This is a genomic window from Pseudomonas sp. Colony2 (genome assembly GCF_019382755.1).
Taxonomy (GTDB): Bacteria; Pseudomonadota; Gammaproteobacteria; order Pseudomonadales; family Pseudomonadaceae; genus Aquipseudomonas.
In genome coordinates, this window is the sequence record NZ_CP080030.1 from 235,228 (window position 1) to 255,985 (window position 20,758).

Annotated in this window: 17 protein-coding genes; 5 read left to right on the top strand and 12 right to left on the bottom strand. The window is 62.4% G+C overall.

Annotation, left to right across the window (positions count from 1 at the left end):
- Nucleotides 1-11: 11 nt before the first annotated feature.
- The 4 genes from JV201_RS01025 to JV201_RS01040 all read left to right on the top strand — a co-directional run bounded on the left by JV201_RS01025 (nucleotide 12) and on the right by JV201_RS01040 (nucleotide 7,536).
- Complete coding sequence (locus JV201_RS01025) at nucleotides 12-1,115, top strand: efflux RND transporter periplasmic adaptor subunit (protein WP_003211832.1); 1,104 nt, start codon at nucleotides 12-14, stop codon at nucleotides 1,113-1,115.
- A complete protein-coding gene (locus tag JV201_RS01030; RefSeq protein WP_219406390.1) occupies nucleotides 1,112-2,182 on the top strand; it encodes an efflux RND transporter periplasmic adaptor subunit in 1,071 nt (356 codons plus the stop codon). The genes JV201_RS01025 and JV201_RS01030 overlap by 4 nt, the downstream gene beginning before the upstream one ends.
- Nucleotides 2,179-5,232 carry an efflux RND transporter permease subunit gene (locus JV201_RS01035; RefSeq protein WP_087692737.1) on the top strand — a complete coding sequence of 1,018 codons (3,054 nt, stop codon included), beginning with the start codon at nucleotides 2,179-2,181 and terminating at the stop codon, nucleotides 5,230-5,232. The genes JV201_RS01030 and JV201_RS01035 overlap by 4 nt, the downstream gene beginning before the upstream one ends.
- A 120-nt stretch (nucleotides 5,233-5,352) precedes the next feature.
- Nucleotides 5,353-7,536, top strand: a complete 2,184-nt coding sequence (locus JV201_RS01040) for a glycoside hydrolase (RefSeq protein WP_219406391.1) — start codon at nucleotides 5,353-5,355, stop codon at nucleotides 7,534-7,536.
- Nucleotides 7,537-7,568: 32 nt separating this feature from the next.
- Here JV201_RS01040 and JV201_RS01045 read toward each other — a convergent pair whose 3' ends face one another.
- The 12 genes from JV201_RS01045 to JV201_RS01100 all read right to left on the bottom strand — a co-directional run bounded on the left by JV201_RS01045 (nucleotide 7,569) and on the right by JV201_RS01100 (nucleotide 19,495).
- Complete coding sequence (locus tag JV201_RS01045) at nucleotides 7,569-8,195, bottom strand: bifunctional 2-polyprenyl-6-hydroxyphenol methylase/3-demethylubiquinol 3-O-methyltransferase UbiG (RefSeq protein ID WP_219406392.1); 627 nt, start codon at nucleotides 8,193-8,195, stop codon at nucleotides 7,569-7,571.
- A gap of 39 nt (nucleotides 8,196-8,234) precedes the next feature.
- Nucleotides 8,235-8,879, bottom strand: coding sequence for a methionine ABC transporter permease (locus tag JV201_RS01050; protein ID WP_003211840.1), 645 nt, complete (start codon nucleotides 8,877-8,879; stop codon nucleotides 8,235-8,237).
- Nucleotides 8,869-9,987 (bottom strand): methionine ABC transporter ATP-binding protein, encoded by a 1,119-nt coding sequence (locus JV201_RS01055; protein ID WP_003211842.1) that lies wholly within the window; start codon nucleotides 9,985-9,987, stop codon nucleotides 8,869-8,871. The genes JV201_RS01050 and JV201_RS01055 overlap by 11 nt, the downstream gene beginning before the upstream one ends.
- Nucleotides 9,984-10,799, bottom strand: a complete 816-nt coding sequence (locus tag JV201_RS01060) for a MetQ/NlpA family ABC transporter substrate-binding protein (RefSeq protein WP_219406393.1) — start codon at nucleotides 10,797-10,799, stop codon at nucleotides 9,984-9,986. Before JV201_RS01060 ends, JV201_RS01055 begins: the two co-directional genes overlap by 4 nt.
- A 143-nt stretch (nucleotides 10,800-10,942) precedes the next feature.
- Nucleotides 10,943-12,295 (bottom strand): LLM class flavin-dependent oxidoreductase, encoded by a 1,353-nt coding sequence (locus JV201_RS01065; RefSeq protein ID WP_003211846.1) that lies wholly within the window; start codon nucleotides 12,293-12,295, stop codon nucleotides 10,943-10,945.
- Entirely contained in the window at nucleotides 12,295-13,488 is a 1,194-nt protein-coding gene (locus JV201_RS01070; RefSeq protein ID WP_219406394.1) for an SfnB family sulfur acquisition oxidoreductase, read from the bottom strand. The genes JV201_RS01065 and JV201_RS01070 overlap by 1 nt, the downstream gene beginning before the upstream one ends.
- A 24-nt stretch (nucleotides 13,489-13,512) precedes the next feature.
- Nucleotides 13,513-14,754: an SfnB family sulfur acquisition oxidoreductase gene (locus JV201_RS01075; RefSeq protein WP_008435817.1), complete on the bottom strand. Its 1,242-nt coding sequence runs from the start codon at nucleotides 14,752-14,754 to the stop codon at nucleotides 13,513-13,515.
- A gap of 184 nt (nucleotides 14,755-14,938) precedes the next feature.
- Nucleotides 14,939-15,724, bottom strand: a complete 786-nt coding sequence (locus tag JV201_RS01080) for a hypothetical protein (protein WP_003211852.1) — start codon at nucleotides 15,722-15,724, stop codon at nucleotides 14,939-14,941.
- 337 nt (nucleotides 15,725-16,061) lie between these two features.
- The gene (tcyN, locus tag JV201_RS01085) at nucleotides 16,062-16,808 is read right to left on the bottom strand and encodes an L-cystine ABC transporter ATP-binding protein TcyN (RefSeq protein ID WP_219406395.1); all 747 of its coding nucleotides are present in this window, start codon (nucleotides 16,806-16,808) and stop codon (nucleotides 16,062-16,064) included.
- Between the two features lie 3 nt (nucleotides 16,809-16,811).
- Complete coding sequence (gene tcyL / locus JV201_RS01090) at nucleotides 16,812-17,477, bottom strand: cystine ABC transporter permease (protein ID WP_003211857.1); 666 nt, start codon at nucleotides 17,475-17,477, stop codon at nucleotides 16,812-16,814.
- Nucleotides 17,477-18,271, bottom strand: a complete 795-nt coding sequence (gene tcyJ, locus JV201_RS01095; protein ID WP_003211859.1) for a cystine ABC transporter substrate-binding protein — start codon at nucleotides 18,269-18,271, stop codon at nucleotides 17,477-17,479. The genes tcyL and tcyJ overlap by 1 nt, the downstream gene beginning before the upstream one ends.
- 231 nt (nucleotides 18,272-18,502) lie before the next feature.
- On the bottom strand, nucleotides 18,503-19,495 hold the full coding sequence (locus tag JV201_RS01100; RefSeq protein ID WP_003211860.1) for a D-cysteine desulfhydrase: 993 nt from the start codon (nucleotides 19,493-19,495) through the stop codon (nucleotides 18,503-18,505).
- Nucleotides 19,496-19,661: 166 nt separating this feature from the next.
- Here JV201_RS01100 and epsC point away from each other — a divergent pair, with 166 nt between their 5' ends.
- Entirely contained in the window at nucleotides 19,662-20,588 is a 927-nt protein-coding gene (gene epsC / locus JV201_RS01105; RefSeq protein ID WP_003211862.1) for a serine O-acetyltransferase EpsC, read from the top strand.
- The last annotated feature ends 170 nt before the right edge of the window (nucleotides 20,589-20,758 follow it).

A 20,758-nucleotide genomic window follows, 5' to 3' on the forward strand; every position in this document is an offset into this window, starting at 1 on the left:
AAGGAGCCTGCATGGGCGGTCCCAAACTCACATTTATCCTCGGCCTTGGCCTGCTGGCGCTGCTGAGCGGTTGCGGCCAGGAAAAAGCCGAACCCAAGGAACATTCCCGGGTGTTTGTGCAGACGGTGAAGTCCACCGACTTTGCCGCCGCCGTGACCTTGACCGGCGATATCCAGGCCCGGGTGCAGACCGATCTGTCGTTCCGCGTCGGCGGCAAGATCATCCAGCGCATGGTGGATGTCGGCGACCGCGTCAGCGCCAAGCAGGTGCTGGCCAAGCTCGATCCGAAAGATTTGCAGACCAATGTCGACTCCGCCCAGGCCCAGGTGGTCGCCGAGCAGGCGCGGGTCAAACAGACCGCCGCCGCGTTTGTGCGCCAGGAAAAACTCTTGCCCAAGGGCTACACCAGCCGCAGCGAATACGACTCTGCCCAGGCCGCGTTGCGCAGCAGCCAGAGCGCGCTGACCGCCGCCCAGGCGCAGTTGGCCAATGCCCGCGAGCAGTTGGGCTACACCTCGCTGGTCGCCGACGCGCCGGGCATCATCACCGCCCGCCAGGCCGAGGTGGGCCAGGTGGTGCAGGCCACCGTGCCGATTTTCAGCCTGGCCCGGGATGGCGAGCGCGACGCGGTGTTCAACGTCTATGAATCGCTGCTGGTGGAGCCGCCGCCGGACAAGCCGATTACCGTCAGCCTGCTGGAAAACCCGCAGATCACCGCCGTGGGCAAGGTGCGCGAAGTCACCCCGGCCGTTGCCGCCAATACCGGCACGGTGCAAGTCAAAATCGCCCTCGACGCGCTGCCCAAGGGCATGCAACTGGGCTCGGTGGTCAGCGCCACCGCCAACGGGCCGGCCAAGGCCAGCATCGAATTGCCGTGGGCTGCCTTGACCAAAGACATCAGTGCGCCGGCTGTCTGGCTGGTGGACGACGACGGCAAGGCGCAACTGCACAAGGTCACGGTCGCGCGTTATCTCACCGGCAAGGTGATCATCAGCGACGGCCTCAAGGGCGGCGAAAAAGTCGTGGTGGCCGGCGGGCAATTGCTGCATCCCGGCATGATCGTGGAAATCGCCCAGCCGCCGGATCAGGCCCAGGCCCAGGGAGTGCAGCCATGAAGCAGTTGACGTGTGTGCTCGCCGCCAGCCTGCTGTTGATGGCGTGTTCCAAGGAAGAACCGGCACCGGAACCGGTGCGCCCGGTGCTGTCGATTGAAGTGAAAGCCGAGGACCAGGAAAACCTCGGCCGCTTCGCCGGCACGATCCAGGCCCGCTACGAAAGCAATCTCGGTTTTCGTGTGCCAGGCCGTATCGCCCGGCGCGCGGTCGACGTGGGCGCTGAAGTGCAGCAGGGCGCGTTGCTCGCCGTGCTCGACCCCACCGATCAACAGAACCAGTTGCGCGCCGCCCAGGGCGACCTGGCCCGGGTCCAGGCACAGTGGATCAACGCCCAGGCCAATGCCCGTCGCCAGCAGGAATTGTTCAACCGTGGCGTCGGCGCCCAGGCCCAGCTGGACATCGCCCAGACCAACCTGAAAACCACCCAGGCTTCCCTGGATCAGGCCAGGGCCTCGGTCAACCAGGCCAAGGACCAGCTCAACTACGCCGAACTGCGCACCGACCATGCAGGCATCGTCACCGCCTGGAATGCCGAGGCCGGCCAGGTGGTCAGCGCCGGGCAGCAAGTGGTGACCCTGGCACGACCGGACATCAAGGAAGCCGTCATCGACTTGCCCGCCGGCCTCGCCGAGCGCCTGCCGCCGGATGTGGTGTTCCTGGTCGCCGGGCAGATGGACCCCACGGTCAGCACCACCGCCACCGTGCGCGAGATCGAACCCCAGGCCCAAAGCGCCACGCGCACCCGTCGCGCCCGCCTGACCCTGGCGGAAACACCGCCCGCGTTCCGCCTTGGCACCGCCATCAGCGTGACCCTGAGTTCAGCCATCGCGCCGCGTATCGAATTGCCCCTCAGCGCCTTGCAGGAAGCCGACGGCAAGACCCGCATCTGGGTCATCGACACCCAAAGCCAGACCGTACAGCCCCGAGACGTCACCATCGTCAGCCGCGACGCCGACAGCGCCTTGCTCAACGCAGGCGTCAAACCCGGCGAGCGGGTGGTGAGTGCCGGCGTGAACAGCCTGAAGCCCGGGCAAAAAGTCAAAATCGACGAGGACAGCCCGCGATGAAAGGGAGCTTCAACTTATCCGACTGGGCCCTCAAGCATCAGTCCTTCGTCTGGTACCTGATGTTCGTCGCGCTGCTGATGGGCGTGTTCTCGTACATGAACCTCGGTCGCGAGGAAGACCCGTCGTTCACCATCAAGACCATGGTGATCCAGACCCGCTGGCCGGGCGCGACCCAGGAAGAAACCCTCAAGCAGGTCACCGACCGCATCGAGAAAAAACTCGAAGAGCTGGACTCCCTCGACTACGTGAAGAGCTACACCCGGCCCGGCGAGTCCACGGTGTTCGTGTTCCTGCGGGACACCACCAGCGCCAAGGACATCCCGCAGATCTGGTACCAGGTCCGCAAGAAGATCGACGATATTCGCGGCAGCTTCCCCCAAGGCTTGCAGGGGCCGGCGTTCAACGACGAGTTCGGGGATGTGTTCGGCTCGGTGTACGCGTTTACCGCCGACGGCCTGTCGATGCGCCAGCTGCGCGATTACGTGGAGCAAGTGCGCGCCGAAATTCGTTCGGTACCGGGGCTGGGCAAGGTCGAGATGATCGGCCAGCAGGACGAAGTGATTTACCTGAATTTCTCCACTCGCAAACTCGCAGCGCTGGGGATCGATCAGCGCCAGGTGGTGCAGAGCCTGCAATCGCAGAACGCCGTGACCCCGGCTGGGGTGATCGAGGCCGGGCCGGAGCGGATTTCGGTGCGCACTTCCGGGCAGTTCGCCTCGGAGAAGGACCTGGCCAACGTCAACCTGCGGCTCAATGACCGTTTCTATCGGCTGGCCGACGTGGCGGAAATCACCCGTGGCTATGTCGACCCGTCGACGCCGATGTTCCGCTTCAACGGCAAGCCCGCCATCGGCTTGGCCATCGCCATGCAGAAGGGCGGCAACATCCAGGACTTCGGCAAGGCCCTGCACAAACGCATGGACGACCTGACCGCCGACCTGCCAGTGGGTGTGGGCGTGCACAAGGTTTCCGACCAGGCCGAAGTGGTGGAGGAGGCCGTCGGCGGCTTTACCAGCGCGTTGTTCGAGGCGGTGATCATCGTGCTGGTGGTGAGCTTTATCAGCCTCGGCGTGCGTGCCGGGTTGGTGGTGGCGTGCTCGATCCCGCTGGTGCTGGCGCTGGTGTTCGTGTTCATGGAATACAGCGGCATCACCATGCAGCGGGTGTCGCTGGGCGCGTTGATCATCGCCCTCGGCCTGTTGGTGGACGACGCGATGATCACCGTGGAGATGATGATCACGCGCCTGGAAAAAGGCGAGACCAAGGAGCAGGCGGCGACGTTCGCCTACACCTCCACCGCGTTCCCGATGTTGACCGGTACGCTGGTGACCGTCGCCGGGTTTGTGCCGATTGGCCTCAACGCCAGTTCGGCGGGGGAGTACACCTTCACGCTGTTCGCGGTGATTGCCGTGGCGATGCTGGTGTCGTGGGTGGTCGCGGTATTGTTCGCGCCGGTGCTGGGCGTGCACATCCTCAGCAGCAAGGTAAAACCCCACAATGCCGAGCCCGGCCGAGTGGGCCGGGCGTTCAATGGTGGCATGTTGTGGGCCATGCGCAATCGCTGGTGGGCCATCGGCATCACCGTGCTGTTGTTTGTGGCGTCGGTGTTTTCCATGCAGTTTGTGCAGAACCAGTTTTTCCCGTCTTCGGACCGTCCGGAAATTCTCGTCGACCTCAACCTGCCGCAAAACGCCTCGATCAACGAGACCCGCAAGGCCGTCGACCGTCTTGAGGCGATCATCAAGGACGACCCGGACATCGCCCGCTGGAGCACCTATATCGGCCAGGGCGCGATCCGTTTCTACCTGCCGCTGGACCAGCAACTGGAGAACCCGTACTACGCGCAACTGGTGATCGTCAGCAAGGGCCTGGAAGAGCGCGGCGCCTTGATTGCGCGCCTGCAAAAACGCCTGCGGGAAGATTTTGTCGGCGTGGGCAGCTTTGTGCAGCCGCTGGAAATGGGCCCGCCGGTGGGGCGTCCGATCCAGTACCGGGTGTCTGGCAAGGACATCGACCAGGTGCGCAAACACGCGATCGAACTGGCGACGATGCTCGATAAAAATACCCACATGGGCGAGATCATCTACGACTGGAACGAGCCGGGCAAAGTCCTGCGGGTGGACATCGCCCAGGACAAGGCGCGGCAACTGGGGCTGTCGTCGGAAGACGTGGCGCAGTTGATGAACAGCGTGGTCAGCGGTGCGTCGGTGACCCAGGTGCATGACGATATCTACCTGATCAACGTGGTCGGCCGCGCCGAAGATGCCGAACGCGGTACGCCGGAAACCTTGCAGAACCTGCAGATCGTCACGCCCAACGGCACCTCGATTCCGCTGCTGGCGTTCGCCACCGTGCGTTATGAGCTGGAACAGCCGTTGGTATGGCGTCGCGACCGCAAGCCGACCATCACCATCAAGGCGGCGGTGCGCGACGACATGCAGCCGACCGACCTGGTGAAACAGCTCAAGCCGGACATCGACAAGTTCAGTGCTGGGTTGCCGGTGGGCTACAAGGTCGCCACCGGCGGCACCGTGGAAGAAAGCGGCAAGGCCCAGGGCCCGATTGCCAAGGTAGTGCCGTTGATGCTGTTCCTGATGGCGACCTTCCTGATGATCCAGCTGCACAGCGTGCAGAAGATGTTCCTGGTGGCCAGCGTGGCGCCGCTGGGGCTGATTGGCGTGGTGTTGGCGCTGATTCCCACGGGCACGCCCATGGGCTTTGTGGCGATTCTGGGGATCCTTGCGCTGATCGGCATCATCATCCGTAACTCGGTGATCCTGGTGACGCAGATCGACGCCTACGAGCGCGACGGCTACACGCCGTGGGACGCGGTGGTGGAAGCCACCGAACACCGGCGCCGGCCGATCCTGCTGACCGCAGCAGCGGCCAGCCTGGGCATGATCCCTATCGCCCGTGAAGTGTTCTGGGGCCCGATGGCCTACGCGATGATCGGCGGGATCATCATCGCCACCTTGCTCACGCTGCTGTTCCTGCCGGCGCTGTACGTGGCCTGGTACAAGATTCGCGAGCCGAAGAAAGAACAAGCCTGACGGCCACAGCGGTGACATTCCTACACGGACGTGGGAATGTTCCCTGAAACATTTTTTTGCCCTTCGCACCCGATCAATTGTTTTACCCTCCGGGCCTGATCCTTTGCCAAGGCCTGCCCCATGCGTTGTTTCCTGCTGGTTTGTAGCTTGTTACTGTCGCCCGTGGCCCTTGCCGGCACGGTGCTGGAGAACGCCCTGTGGCGGGTTGAGATCGACCCGGCGACCCTTGCGATCCACGTTATCCCCAGCGACAAGACCGCCGTGCAGGCTTCAAGCGGAGGCCCTGCGCACAGGGTCAACCAGCTCTCCCAAAGCACCCGTCAGGCCAGTTGGCAATGGGACGATGGCGCCTATCGCCTGAGCGCCACCCTCGAGCAACGGGATCTTGCCCTGACGATTACCGCCCGTGATGCCGGTGAGTTGGCGATCCTGCGCCAACCCGCCAGCGCCATGGGCAAGGGCCTGATCTGGCCCCTGGCCGAAGGGCATTACGTGCCGGCGGGCAATGGTGTGTGGCAGGACTTCCTGCTGGAACAGGGCGACGTCAACACCACCCAGGACCTCAGCTTGCCGCTGTGGGGCGTGGATCACGGCGCGTTTACCCTCAACTGGCTGATGACCAATCCTTACAACAACCGTCTGCACTGGCAGGCCGACGGCAAAGGACTGGCGTTGTCCGCCTTCCATGAATTCACCACGCTGGACCCCGCGGCACCGATGACCGTTCTGTTGCACCTGGGCGAAAGCGACCCGCTGGCCGGCGCCAAGCGTTATCACCAGTGGCTGGTGGAGCAGGGGCTGTTTGAACCGTTGGCGGACAAGTTGCGGCAAACCCCGGAAGCGGAAAAGCTGCTGGGCGCCAGCCATATCTACCTGTGGGGCAATGATCTGCTGGCTCCGGGGGATGTGCGCGACTGGCCGCAACTGCTCAAGCTGCTACGCAGCGGCAAAGGCTTGGCGGCTGAATTGAATGGCTTGCTGGACAAAGAGGCTGCGCAGGTTCGGCAGGTCAAGCAACCGTATGAGCAGGCTGTCCTGCTGCGCGGCCTGAACGCGGCGATCAACACAAAGGCCCGGCAAAGCTGGCAGCCCTCCACCGAGCCGAATATGACCCAACTCGCTGATGGCTATGGTGCGCTGCGTCGCGAGTTGGCCGTGGCTTTTGCCGGTGCCTTGAGCGCAACGCCCGAGACCTGGGGCAATACCTTGTCGGTCACCAATGCATTGAAAGGCGCTGGCCTCAAACGCTTGTTGGTGACCCAGGGCGAAGGCTGGGAAGGCGGGCTCTGGCATCCTGAGGCGGTGAAGACCGGGGTCGAAGCCGGTTACCTGATGGCGCCCTACGACTCTTATGAAACGGCACTGTCTGCCACTGAAAATCCCGACTGGACCACCGCGCACCTGGGCAGCAAGGCCTATGGCGAGTGCGCGATCGTGTTGAAGGGCGGCCAGCTCAAGACAGGCTTCCAGAAGTCCGGCCACTACACCGACCCGCGCTGCGTGCGGCCGTTGCTGGAGGCGCGGATCAAGGCGGTGCAGGCCAAGTCCGGGTTCAACGCCTGGTTCCTCGACGCCTATGCCACCAGCATGTTGTTCGACAGCTATCGCACGGGTGCGAGCATGACCCAGGCACAAAACGCCGAAGGCAATATCGATGCGGCCCGCTGGATCAATACGGCGCTGAAGTTGCCGGCAGGTTCCGAGGACGGCAACGCGATCACCGCCCGAGGCATCCTGTTTGCCCACGGCATGCAAACGCCGGTGCTGGGCTGGGGTGATCGGGAGATGACCAAGGACAAGCAGTCGCCGTATTACGTCGGGGCTTGGTACCCGCCGGAACAGCCGGCGGTGTTCTTCAAGTCGGTGCCGTTGAAAGAGCCGTTTCGCACGGTCTACTTTGACCCGACGATGCGCCTGCCGCTGTATCAGGCGGTGTTCCATGGCTCGGTGATCACCACCCACCATTGGCTGTTCGACAGCCTGAAACTGAGCAACGTGCGGGCCGAAAACGAGCTGACGCAACTGCTCTACAACGTGCCGCCGCTGTATCACCTGAGTGCGGCGACGGTGAAGCAGCGCTTGCCGGTGATTCAGCGCCAGGACGCGTTCTTTCGGCCGCTGCATGAGCGGTTGGCGACTCAGGCCATGACGGATTTTCGCTGGCTGACGGAAGATAAACAGGTGCAGCAGACCACGTTTGCCGATGAAACGCGGTTGGTGGCGAATTTTGCTGAGGGGCGTATTACGGCTTTTGTGCCTGGCGCCCAGGCTGTGGTGTATCAGGTGGATGAGTGGCGGCTGTGAGTCCTTCGCGAGCAAGCCCAAACAACAAAGACCTACAGCTTGCGCCACACACTCGCCAGCCACGGCTGTTGTTCCCGAGGCAATCCCGCTGGCCGGTAGTAATGCTCCAGCTCCACAAACCCCGCAGCCGTCAGCAATTCCTGCCACGCCTGCAAGTCGTGATACGAGCCATACCGTGGCCCATTCCAGCCCTCCTGGTTTTCACCCCGAGGGTTTGAGCTGAACAACACTCCACCGACCTTCAACGCCCCATGCAACTGCCCAAGAATGCGCGGCAGTTCCTGCTTGGGAATATGAAACAGCACCGCATTGGCGAAGATCCCGTCGAAACGGCCGGCTGGCAAACCCAGCTTCAGGAAGTCCTGTTGCAGCACTTCACAGCCGCTGTCTTCCCGGGCCATCTGTGCAAAGCGCTCCGAACCATCGAGCCCCACCGCGATGTGGCCCATGCGGGTAAACGTCTGCAAATCCCGCCCCGGCCCGCAGCCGAAATCCAGCACGGTAAACGGTGCGTCGCCCTGGATATGCCGCAGCAACGCATCAATGTTCTGGCTCACATCGTGATCGCGGGTGCCTTCACGAAAATCCTCGGCCACTTTGTTGTAGTGGCCAAGGGTGGTGGAGGTGATCTGGTCGAGGTCGTCGGGGGCAAGTTTCATGGCAGGTTATACCGGGCGCTGAGATGGCCCGACTATACCTCACCTCTTGTTCAGAACCCTGGCCAACCGATCGCCGCCCAACTGAATCACGGCTACCAGGATCACCAGCAGCACAATCACGGTGAGCATGATCTGCGTGTCAAAACGCTGATAGCCATAGCGATAGGCAATATCCCCCAGCCCACCGGCGCCAATTGCGCCGGCCATGGCCGAGGAGTTGATCATCGTCACCAGGGTAATCGTGAACCCGCCGACAATCCCCGGCAGCGCCTCCGGCAGCAGCACATGCCAGACGATATGCCAGCGCCGGCAACCCATGGCTTGCGCCGCTTCGATCAAGCCGTGATCGACTTCGCGCAAGCTGACTTCGGCGATCCGCGCAAAGAACGGCGTGGCCGCGATGGTCAACGGCACCACCGCCGCCCACACGCCATAGGTGGTGCCGACGATCAACCGGGTGAACGGAATCAGCGCCACCATCAAAATCAAAAACGGGATCGAGCGGAACAGGTTAACGAACGCCCCCAGCACCCGATTCAAGGCAGGCGCCTGATAGATGCCGCCCTTGTCGCTGGTCACCAGAAACACCGCCAGCGGAATCCCCACCAGCAATGCAATCAACGACGACACTCCGACCATCAACAGTGTGTCGATGGCGCCCTGCAATAAACGATCAAACCACATAGCCCAGCACCTCCACCTGTTGTGCCCAGCGCCCGGCGCGGCTGCGCAGTTCTTCGGCGGTCAGGGACGAGCCGCTCACCGCCAGCAGCAATTGCCCCAAGGCGTGGCCCTGGATGCGTTCCACACCGCCTTGCAGCAAGCGCACGCGCCCGCCGAGGGCGCTGAACAACGCAGCAAGATCGGGTTCGTCTTCGGCACTGCCAGTCAGTTGCAAGCGCAGCACCACGGCGGCGTCCTTTGAGGTCGGATTGGCCTGCAGGCGGCTTTGCAACTCTTCAGGCAGGCCATGTTGCAGTGGCGCCAGCAGGGTTTTACTGACCTCATGCTGCGGGTTGCCGAACACTTCCCACACCGGACCTTGCTCGACCACATGGCCGTGTTCCAGCACCACCACGCGGTCGCAGATTTCGCGAATCACGGCCATTTCGTGGGTGATCAGCACGATGGTCAGGCCCAGGCGTTTGTTGATCTCCCGCAGCAGGCCGAGGATGGATTGCGTCGTCTCAGGGTCGAGCGCCGAAGTGGCTTCATCGCACAACAGAATCTGTGGGTCATGCACCAGTGAGCGGGCGATGCCCACCCGCTGTTTCTGCCCGCCGGACAGCTGCGCCGGGTAAGCCTTGTGCTTATCCTGCAAGCCGACCAATTCCAGCAGTTCACGAACCTTCTTCTCGCGCTGCTCCTTGGGCACGCCTGCGACTTTCAACGGCAGTTCGACGTTCTGCCACACGGTCTTGGCCGACATCAGGTTGAAGTGCTGGAAGATCATGCCGATGCGTCGGCGCAGGGCGACCAGGCGGTCTTCGTCGAAGTCGCCGATGTCCACCTGGTCAATCAATACCCGGCCGCTGCTCGGTTGTTCCAGGCGGTTGATGGTGCGGATCAGCGACGACTTGCCGGCGCCGCTGCGGCCGATGATGCCGAAGACTTCGCCGCGCTGGATCGCCAGGTCGATGCCTTGCAGGGCGGGCACGGATTGGCCGTCATAGGTCTTGCCCAGGTTGATAAAGCGCACGTGCGCGCGGTTCAGGTCCGGGTGCAGTTCTGTCTGTTCGGCGTCCCTGGGCGGCAAGCCCAGGTCGCGCAGTTGAGAGTGGGCGGCGGTCATTTTTTATCTTCCCAGCCCACTTGGTAGAGCTTGCCAAGGGATTTATCCAACGCGGCGCGCACCACCGGCGAGTGCTGGTAGATGTCGACGAACTTGATCACCCGCGGGTCGGTTTTGCTCTTGGGCTGGACCACGAACTGGATCACGTATTCCGGATGGTCGAGGCCGTCGAACAGCAGCGCCGACTCGGCATCGAAGGTCTTGGACAGGCGGATATACGCCGGGTAGCCCTGCACCAGGTCGGCGTCGTCATAAGCGCGCACCAGTTGCACGGCTTCGACTTGCAGGATCTTGATCTTCTTCGGGTTGGTGACGATGTCTTCTTCAGTGGCCTTGTAGCCCACGCCCGGCTTGAACGTGATCAAGCCGGCCTTGGCCAGCAGTTGCAGGCCGCGACCACTGTTGATCGGGTCGTTGGCAATCGCCACGCTTGCGCCCTGGGGCAGGTCGTTGATGCTCTTGTACTTCTTCGAATACAGGCCGACGTTGTTGATGATGCCCGGCGCGTACGGCACCAGGTCAAAGCCCGCAGCGGCCTTGGCGTTTTCCAAAAACGGGATGTGCTGGAAGTAGTTCACGTCGATATCGCCGGCTGCCAGGCTGACGTTGGGTGCGATCCAGTCGGTGAATTCCACCAGTTCGACTTTCAAACCCTGTTTGCCGGCCTCTTCGACGGCGGCTTCCAGGGGAATGGCGAAGGCGGCGGTGGTGCCGACTTTCAACGGTGCGTCAGCGGCGAATACCGCCGAGCTGAACAATCCGAGGGCGAGAGCCAGTGCTTTGACTGGGTGGCTGAGCAATGTTTTTTTCATAGTGGATTTCCAGTCATAAGGTGTGAGTGCAAACAACTCGGTCAACTGTGGGAGCGGGCTTGCTCGCGAAAGCGGTGTGTCAGTGAATGCATCCGGCGACTGATACAGCGCTTTCGCGAGCAAGCCCGCTCCCACATTTTGGTTCAGTGGCGGTAGGTGGAGCCGGTGTGTTGTTCAGGTAAGTGCGCCGAGTGGTGGAAGACTTTCTCCCGCAACGTCCCGGTCTCATACGCGGTCTTGTACGAGCCCCGGCGCTGCAGCTCCGGCACCACCAGTTCGATGAAGTCGACGTAGCTTTCCGGGGTGACGATGCGCGTCAGGTTGAAGCCATCCAGGCCGGTTTCGCTGATCCATGATTCAAGTTCATCCGCCACCTGTGCCGGCGAACCCACCAGGGTGATGTAGCGCCCGCCCAGGGCGTGCTGCTCAAGCAACTTGCGCCGGGTCCAGTCATTGTTCTGCAGGTTCTTGGTCGCGGACTGGATGGCGTTGCTCTTCACGTACTGGATCGGTTCGTCGATTTCGTACTGTGAAAAATCAATCGCCGTAGAGGCCGAGAAATGCGCCACGCCGGCTTCCGCACTGGCGTAGCTCAGGTACTCGGCGTGCTTGGCCCATGCGGCTTCTTCGGTGGCGCCGACAATCACGTTCAGGCCCATGAACACCTTGATATCGTCCGGGTTGCGCCCGGCTTCCACGGCGCTGGCGCGCACCTTGTCCACCTGGATCTTGGTCGAGGCCTTGTTCTGCCCGCTGATGAACACGCACTCGGCGTGGCGCCCGGCAAACAGCAGCCCACGGTCGGAGCTGCCCGCCTGGAACAGCACCGGCGTGCGTTGCGGCGACGGCTCGCACAGGTGATAACCCTCCACCTGATAGAACTCGCCCTTGTGCTCGACCTTGTGCACCTTCTCCGGCTGGGCATACACCCGCGCCTGCGGATCGTTGATCACCGCGTCGTTTTCCCAGCTGCCTTCCCAGAGTTTGTAGAGCACCTCCAGGTATTCGTCGGCCTGGTCGTAGCGCCGGTCGTGCTCGACCTGCTCGGTCAGGCCCATGGCCTTGGCGGCGCTGTCGAGGTAGCCGGTGACGATGTTCCAGCCCACCCGGCCACGGCTCAGGTGGTCGAGGGTCGACATGCGCCGGGCGAACAGATACGGCGGTTCGTAGGTGAGGTTGGCGGTCAGGCCGAAGCCAAGGTTTTTGGTCACCGCCGCCATGGCCGAGACCAGCAGCAACGGGTCGTTGACCGGCAGCTGGATCGCTTCCTTGAGCGGCACGTCCACCGAGTTCTGGTAGACGTCATACACGCCGACGATGTCGGCGATGAACAGCCCGTCGAACAGTCCGCGTTCCAGCAACTGCGCCAGTTCGGTCCAGTACTCGATGGTTTTGTACTGGGTCGAGTTGTCCCGTGGATGGGTCCACAGGCCATGGTTGATGTGCCCGATGCAGTTCATATTGAAGGCATTGAGCAGGATCTTTTTCTTCGCCATCAGATAGTCCCCCGCAGTGGCGGGTTTTCATCGTTGAGGTAGTAATTGCCCACAGCAAAGTACTTCCAGCGCACCGGGTCGTGCAGGGTGTGCACCCGGGCGTTGCGCCAGTGGCGGTCCAGGCCGTGTTCGGCGAGGGTCGCCTGGCTGCCGGCGAGTTCGAACAGGGTGCTGCCGGCCGCCAGGGAAATCTCGGTGCTGAGGGCGCGCACTTCGGCGACCGCGATGGATGCGGCCGCGACGGTGCCGGCATTGCTGTCGGCCTGGGCGCGGTCGAGGAATTCGCCTGAGCGTTCCAGCAGGGCTTCGGTGGCGTGCAGGCGGATGCTCAAGTGGCCGAAGCTTTTCAGGGTCAGCGGATCTTCGGTGGCCTTGTCGCTGGTGGCATCGATCCACGGCCGGGTCTTGGTGCGCACGAAGTGCAGCGCATCCTCATAGGCTGCGCGGGCAATGCCGGTGTCGATGGCGGCGTGAAGGATCTGCGCCAGCGGGCCGACAGTAGTCGGGCGTTCGAAGGCACTCTGGAACGGGATCACGTCCTGGGCCGCGACCCACACGTTATCGAATACCACCGAACCGCTGCCGGTGGTGCGCTGGCCGAAGCCGCTCCAGTCGTCGATCACGCTCAGGCCCTCGCTGTCACGGGTGACAAAGGCCAGTTGCTGCACACCGTTTTCGTCCACCACTGACGTGGGAATACGTTGGGCGTAGATCGCGCCGGTCGAGTAGAACTTGCGGCCGGTGATACGGAAACCGTCACCGTCGCGGGTGATCTTGGTGATGCGGTCGTGGGCGGTCTTGGTGCCCAGTTCTGCCAGGGCATTGCCGAAGCGCTGGCCGGCGAGCACTTCGGCGTACAGGCGTTTTTTCTGCGCCGGGCTGCCGTTCACCCGCAGCACTTCGAGGGCATAAAAATGGTTTTGCGGGATCTGCCCCAGGGACGCATCCGCCTGGGCAATCAGTGCCGTGACCTTGGCCAGGGTGACGTTGGAAACGCCGGCACCGCCGAACTCCTTGGGTACGCTGATGCCCCACAGGCCGGAGCGGGAAAACACGTCCAGCTCAGGCAAGGGCAGGCGGCGTTCACGGTCACGCAAGGCGCTGTCGCGGCGGAAGTCTTCGGCCAGGTCGCTGGCGACAATGAGGGCTTGTTCATCGCTGGTAATAACCGCGACGTGATGAGAAAGGGTCATGCGTTTCTCCAGAGGTCTGGTCGGTTAAATCCAGGAATGTCGGGCAGGCAAAGTGCCGTTGAGGTGGTAAGCGCCCACCGCGTGGTACTTCCAGCGGACCGGGTCGTGCAGGGTGTGCACCCGGGCGTTGCGCCAGTGGCGGTCGAGGTTGAATTCGGCGAGGGTCGCGCGGCTGCCGGCCAGCTCGAACAGCTTTTCGCTGGCGAGCAGGGAAATCTCGGTGGTCAGCACCTTGGCTTCGGCCACGGCAATCGAGGCGCGTGCGGCGGACTGCGCGGTGATCGGCGCGGCGCTGACTTGGTCCAGTACCTGGCCGGCCTTGCGCAGCAGGGCTTCAGCGGCGTGCAGTTCGATCTTCAGCTTGCCGATATCGGCGATCACATACAGGTCATCGCTGGCCCGTTCGACCTTGGCGTCGATCCATGGCCGCGAGCGTTCGCGTACAAAGCTGATGGTGTCGTCGATCGCGCCACGGGCGATGCCGGCATCGATGGCCGCCTGGATCAATTGCGAGACTGCTCCCTGGATGCCCGGTGTTTCGCCGAGTCGCCAGGTTTCCACCACCAGTTCGGCGTCCACCGCCACTTGATCCAGCAGCACTGTGCCGCTGGCGGTGGTGCGTTGGCCAAAGCCGGACCAGTCATCGACGATGCGCAGGCCTTCGGTGCCACGGCGCACGAACGCCATGACGACTTTGCCGTCATCGTTCAAGGCCTTGACCGCCACCCAATGGGCGAACAGCGCGCCAGTGGAGTAGAACTTCTGGCCACTGACGACGTAGCCGTCACCTTCGGCGGTGATGCGTGACTTGAGGTCCAGGGTGTTTTTAGTACCGCGTTCCGGGCCGCCGTTGCCGATGCGCCAGCCGTCCAGAACGCTCTGGAACAGCTGCTTTTTCTGGCGCTCGCTGGCCGCACCTTGCAGCACGTGCAGGATGCCGAAATGGTTCTGCGGGATTTGCCCCAGCGCCGGGTCGGCCGCGCTGATGATCGCGAACACCTCGGCCAGGGTCACGAAGGACACCTGCGGGCCGCCGTACTCACGGGGAATGGAAATACTGCCCAGGCCGCTGCGGGTGAAGTGTTCGATTTCAGCCCAGGGCAGTTTGCGTTGCTGATCGCGCCTGGCCGCTTGCAGGCGCGCGGCCTGTGCCAGCTCGTGGGCGGCGCTCAGGGCCTCGGCGTCGTTGCGCAGCACTTTGGCGGGCAACAACAGCGGGGCAACGTCCAGATCACTCTGGGGGGGTGTTTGTGCCAAGTTAGACATCAGCGCCGCTCCTTGGCTGCACGCAATGCCCTGGCGTTACGCACCGGGGTAATTTTGACCATACCTACCTCACATCCGTTGAAAAGATAAAAAAATCAGGAATGTCCGGTGGTCCGGTGCATATACCCTAAGCGTGTTAAATTTTTTAATAAACTAACTTTTAGGAATATGCATAGAAGGTCTGTCACCCCGGTTCACAGGGCGAGCCGGGGCGACGGGGTTGGTAGGCCAGCGGGGCCCTGGCGGGGCTGGTCGGGGCCTGGGGAGCGAGCGCGGCGATGCGCAGGATGCGGGCTGGCGCCCAGCTTGAATTGTTGCCGACCCGGTCGAGAATGCAGTAGGTCACTTCGAGGCGATGGTCGTCCCCAGCCTCGACAATGATGGCCGACGGCACCCACACCTGCACCGCCTTGCCCACATCGCCAGCCTGGATGCTCGGCAGGTCCAGGCGCACGTCACCCCAGCGCAGGGTGATCTCGTCATCGGTCGCCATGTTCAGGTACGGCTCGATGGTCAGGGGCACGCCACGGCGGATCTGGCTGCTGTTGACGCCATGGCGACGGATGGTCTCGGGCAGGCTGACGGCGGCCAGGTTCTGGTTTTCATCAAGGCTCAGTGCCGAGGGCATGCCGCCGGGGTAGTCGGTCTTGACCTGCACCCGGGTGATGGCCGAGCGCGCCGGGCCGTGGCCGACCTGCATGACCCGGTAATGAATCCGTGCCGGGCCATTTTGCACAAAGCTCTCCGGCACTCGCAGGCTGGTGGGCATGCCGATCTTGCCGGCGGTGATGCGCCGGGAGGCGGCAAAGCAGTTGTTCCAGAACAACTCGATCAGGTCGCCCTCGTCCATGCCGCAGTAAGGCGCGATATCGACCTGCAGGTTTGTCGCAGCGAGGGCATTGATGCCTTCTCGATGGGCCTGGGGCAAGGTCGGGGCAGTGAGCAGCGCCTGGGTGGAAATACGCTTCATAAATAATCTCCTTGGTGCAGCCAGCAGCAATCGTTCCGGACATCAGGCGCGGGCAGGCGACGTAGTCCGAAAGAAACGATTTAATAAAAAACCAGAATGGATCCAATCCTCTGGGCGTTAGATAAGAGGCTTGGTTAGTTGGCGTCAAGAGGCTGGGCGGGGCAAACAGGGGGTTATGGAATATTCAGAAGGGTCTTACCGGGAGGGCGCTGCAAGTGCGTGCTTCAGGGTGACTTTTACCCAATGAATAAAGGGTGTTTCCCCAAAAAAACTAAAGAGGCGAGTTGCCTTTCGGCAACTCTATAAAGCGAAGCTTCTTACAATGAATCGGCGCAAGTTAGTTGTTGATGAACTTGCTGAGAAACTGCCGGGTACGTTCTTCTTTCGGGTTGGCAAACAGCGCCTTGGCTTCGCCTTGTTCAACAATGACGCCCTTGTCGAAGAAGATCACCCGGTTGGCCACATCCCGGGCGAAACTCATTTCGTGGGTCACGATGACCATGGTGCGGTTTTCTTCCGCGAGGCTGCGAATGGTCGCCAGTACTTCGCCTACCAGCTCCGGGTCCAGGGCCGAAGTCGGCTCATCGAACAGGATCACCTCCGGCTCCATCGCCAGGGCCCGGGCAATGGCCACCCGTTGCTGCTGCCCACCGGAGAGGCGGCGTGGGTAGGCGTCTTCCTTGCCTGCCAGGCCGACCCGGGCCAATAGCTTGCGGCCCAGGGCATCTGCGGCGGCCCGGGGCATCTTCTTGACCACGACCGGGCCTTCGATGACGTTCTCCAGGGCCGTGCGGTGCGGGAACAGGTTGAAGTTCTGGAACACAAAACCCACGTGCTGGCGCAGGCGCCGCACCAGGCTTTGCTGTTGGTTGAGCGGGCGGCTGCTGTCGATCTCGATGTCACCGACCTTGATTCGGCCACTGGTGGGTTCTTCGAGGAAATTCAGGCAGCGCAGCAAGGTGGTCTTGCCGGAACCGCTGGGGCCGATGATGGCGACGACTTCGCCTTCCTTGACCTCAAGGTCGATCCCGTTAAGCACCACCTGACCCTTGAATTGTTTGGTCAGTTTTTCAACCACGATCATGCTTCAAGACTCCAGGTCATGCCGGTTGACTCGTGCTTCCAGGCGGTTTTGCACGTGTGCCAGGACGCTGGCAAGAATCCAGTAGATCAAGGCGGCGGACAGATACATGGTGAAAATTTCGAAGGTACGGGCCGAGACCAATTGCGCCTGGCGGAACAGCTCCGGCACCTGGATGGTGGCGGCCAGGGCAGTGTCCTTGACCAGGGAAATAAAGCTGTTGCCCAGCGGCGGCAAGGCCGTGCGCATGGCCTGCGGCAGGATGGCCCGGCGCAGGGTCTGCGCACGGGTCATGCCGATACTGGCCGCAGCTTCCCACTGGCCGCGCTCGATGGAACCGATGGCGGCACGCAGGATTTCACAGGCGTAAGCAGCCATGTTCAGCGAAAAGCCGATCATGGCCGCCGGGATCGGATCCAGCTCGATGCCCACTTGCGGCAAGCCGTAGTAGATCAGGAACAGCTGTACCAGCAAGGGCGTGCCGCGAAAGAACGACACGTAGACGCGGGCGGTCCAGCTCAACAGCTTGAAGCGCGACAGGCGCATCAAGGCCAGGCCGAAGCCCAGCAGCAAGCCGAAAAACATCCCGCCGAGGCTAAGGATGACCGTGAAGTACGCGCCCTTGAGCAGAAAGGGCGCGGAGTCCAGCGCGAGTTGGAAACCTGCTTCCATTATTGAGTAACGTCAGCGTTGAAGTACTTCTCGGACAGCTTCTTCAAGGTACCGTCGGCGCGCAGTTCGTCCAGAGCCTTGTTCACCGCGGCCAGCAGTTCAGGCTCGCCTTTGCGCAGGGCAATACCGGCTTCCTGACGGGAGAACGCAGCACCTGCAGCGGCGGTGTCCTTGGCTTTCTTGGCGTATTCCAGCGCGGCGAGGCGGTCGATCAGGATGGCGTCGACACGGCCGATGCGCAGGTCCTGGAACTTGGTTGGGTCATCGTTGTAGGTTTTGACGATGGCTTTCGGTTGGTTTTCCTTGAGCCATTGTTCGTAGTTGGTGCCCAGGCCCACACCGATTTTCTTGCCGGCCAGGTCGTCGGCGGTCTTGATGGTGTCGACGTTCTTCGCCAGGGTCAGCGCCTGGATCCCGGAAACGGTGTAAGGCTTGGAGAAGTCATACTTTTCCTTGCGCGCATCGGAGATGGTCACCTGGTTGACGACCGCGTCCAGACGCTTGGATTCCAGGGCGGCGAGGATGCCATCCCACGGCGTGGCTTGCAGCTTGACCTTGACGCCCAGCTTCTTGGCCAGCGCTTCAGACAACTCGACCTCGAAACCGCTGAGCTTGCCGCTTTCGTCGACGAAGCTGAACGGCGGGTAGGTGCCTTCCAGGCCAATCTTGATTTCGCCGGCTTTCTTGATGTTGTCCAACTGCTCGCCAGCAACTGCCTGACCGAGCCACCCGGCGCCAAGCGCCAGCCCCAATGTGCCAACCAGTAACGTGCGACGGAATACGGAAATAGTCATGAAAAGCCCCTGTGTTTTTTATGTTGAGCGATGCAGGTGACGCGGTAGTCGTATCCTGCCTTAAAAGCGCCGTGTGTGGGAGCCGGGCTTGCCCGCGATTGCATCAACTCGGTGTTTTGGATCTGCCCAGTCATGCGTATCGCCATCAAGCTCGCCTACGGCGCGACTATAAAGCCGGTTTTTAAGACTTGAAAATAATATAAAATCAGATTGATATTTCTTTATGGAATATCAAAAGCTCGAATCATAAGCAAACAACGCCGGTGCGCCACCCGTGTGCAGGAAGATGATCGGCCCCTCTTCAAAGCGCTGGCGTCCAATGCCATCCAGCAACCCGGCCATGGCCTTGCCCGTGTAGACCGGGTCCAGCAGCAGGCCTTCCTGGCTGGCCACCAGCTTGATCGCCGCCAGCGTGCCGGCACTCGGCTCGCCATAACGGGGGGCGAAGTACTCGTCCCACAGGATCACCTTGAACGCGTCCGGCAGCGGCACGCCGAGCAGTTCGGCGGTACGTTCGGCCAGGCCCTGCACCTTGGGGCGCTGGGCTTCGTCGGTACGGGACACCGTGATGCCAATCACTTGCAGGTCGGGCAGCACTTCGGCCAGGGCCAGGGCCAGGCCGCTGTGGGTGCCGGCGCTGCCGGAGGCCAGGACCACGGTGGAGAACGGGATGCCGCTGTCTTCAATCTGCCCGGCCAGCTCCAGCCCGGCGCGCACGTAACCCAGGGCGCCGAGGGCGTTGGAGCCGCCGATGGGCACCAGGTACGGCTTCTTGCCGTTGCTGCGCAGGCGGTCGGCGAGGGCGTTGAGCTGGTCGTCGACGTTGTCCAGGTTCTCCACCAACTCGACCTTGGCGTCGAACAGCTCCAGCAACAGGCGGTTGCCGTTGGCCAGGTAGTTGGGGTCTTCGGTGCCCGTCGGGTTTTCCAGCAGGGCAACGCAGCCCAGGCCCAGCTTGGCGGCCAGCGCAGCGGTCTGGCGTACATGGTTGGACTGGATCGCGCCGGCGGTCACCAGGGTGTCGGCACCCTGGGCCAGCGCATCGGCGGCGAGGTATTCAAGTTTGCGCAGCTTGTTGCCGCCCATCGCCAGCGGCGTGGTGTCGTCGCGTTTGACGTAGACGTCACGCCCCAGCCAGGCCGACAGCCGCTCGAGTTTTTCCAGGGCGGTGGCGCCGCCCAGCAGTTCCAGACGGTTAAAGCGGTCGAGCTGTTGTTTGATCATGGCTACGCACGGGTGGTCAGAGATGCTGGGACTATAGGCAGGCACTTTTGCGTCGGCAACCGCCAATCGCTTATGTCGACGGGTTATTAGCATTGCACTATTGGTTCTTAAGGACGCTCAGGTTCCTTGCCGTAAAGTGATGGGCATTTCGTCAGGAGTGAAAACCGTGAGTGAGCGTTCCAGTCATTGGCAATTACAGACCATCGTCAGCCAGCTGCGCAGCGCCCGGGACCAGTGGCGCACCCGCAACGGCCGGGTCAGCGGCGAGCAGGGCGGGCGCGAGCTGCCTTCACGGGAAGCCGTGGCGCAGATTCTCGAGGCGTTGTGTGGTGCGCTGTTCCCCATGCGTCTGGGGCCGGTGGACCTGCGTGAAGAAAGTGAAGACTTCTACGTCGGCCACACCCTGGATGTGGCGCTGAATGCATTGCTCGCCCAGGCGCGCCTGGAGCTGCGATATGCCGCGCGGCAAGGTGGCCAGGATGACAGTGAAGTCGACGCCCATGCCATCCACCTGATCCAGGATTTCGCCCTGGCGTTGCCAGGCTTGCGCAGCCTGTTGGACACCGACGTGCTCGCCGCCTACCACGGCGACCCGGCGGCGCGCAGCGTGGACGAAGTGCTGTTGTGCTACCCGGGGATTTTGGCGGTGATTCACCATCGCCTGGCGCACCACTTGTATCGGGCAGGCTTGCCGTTGCTGGCGCGCATCAGCGCGGAAATCGCGCATTCGGCGACCGGGATTGATATTCACCCGGGCGCGCAGATCGGCCCGAGCTTCTTTATCGACCACGGGACGGGTGTGGTGATTGGCGAGACGGCGATCATCGGCGAGCGGGTACGGATCTACCAGGCCGTGACATTGGGCGCCAAGCGTTTCCCGGCGGATGAGGATGGGCAATTGCAGAAAGGCCATCCGCGGCATCCGATTGTCGAGGATGATGTGGTGATCTATGCCGGGGCGACGATCCTGGGGCGGATTACGATTGGCAAGGGCTCGACCATTGGCGGCAATGTGTGGCTGACGCGCAGTGTGCCGGCGGGGGCGAACCTGACCCAGGCGAATCTGCAGCATGATGATGGGACGCAGAAATAGAGCAGCGCCCTCTCTAACGATCACACAGATCCAATGTGGGAGCGGGCTTGCTCGCGAATGCGGTGTATCAGTCGCCAGAAGTGTTGGCTGACACGCCGCATTCGCGAGAAAGCCCGCTCGCACATTTTGTCTGCATTCCAAATTTGAGCCGCACTACTCAAATTCGAGCC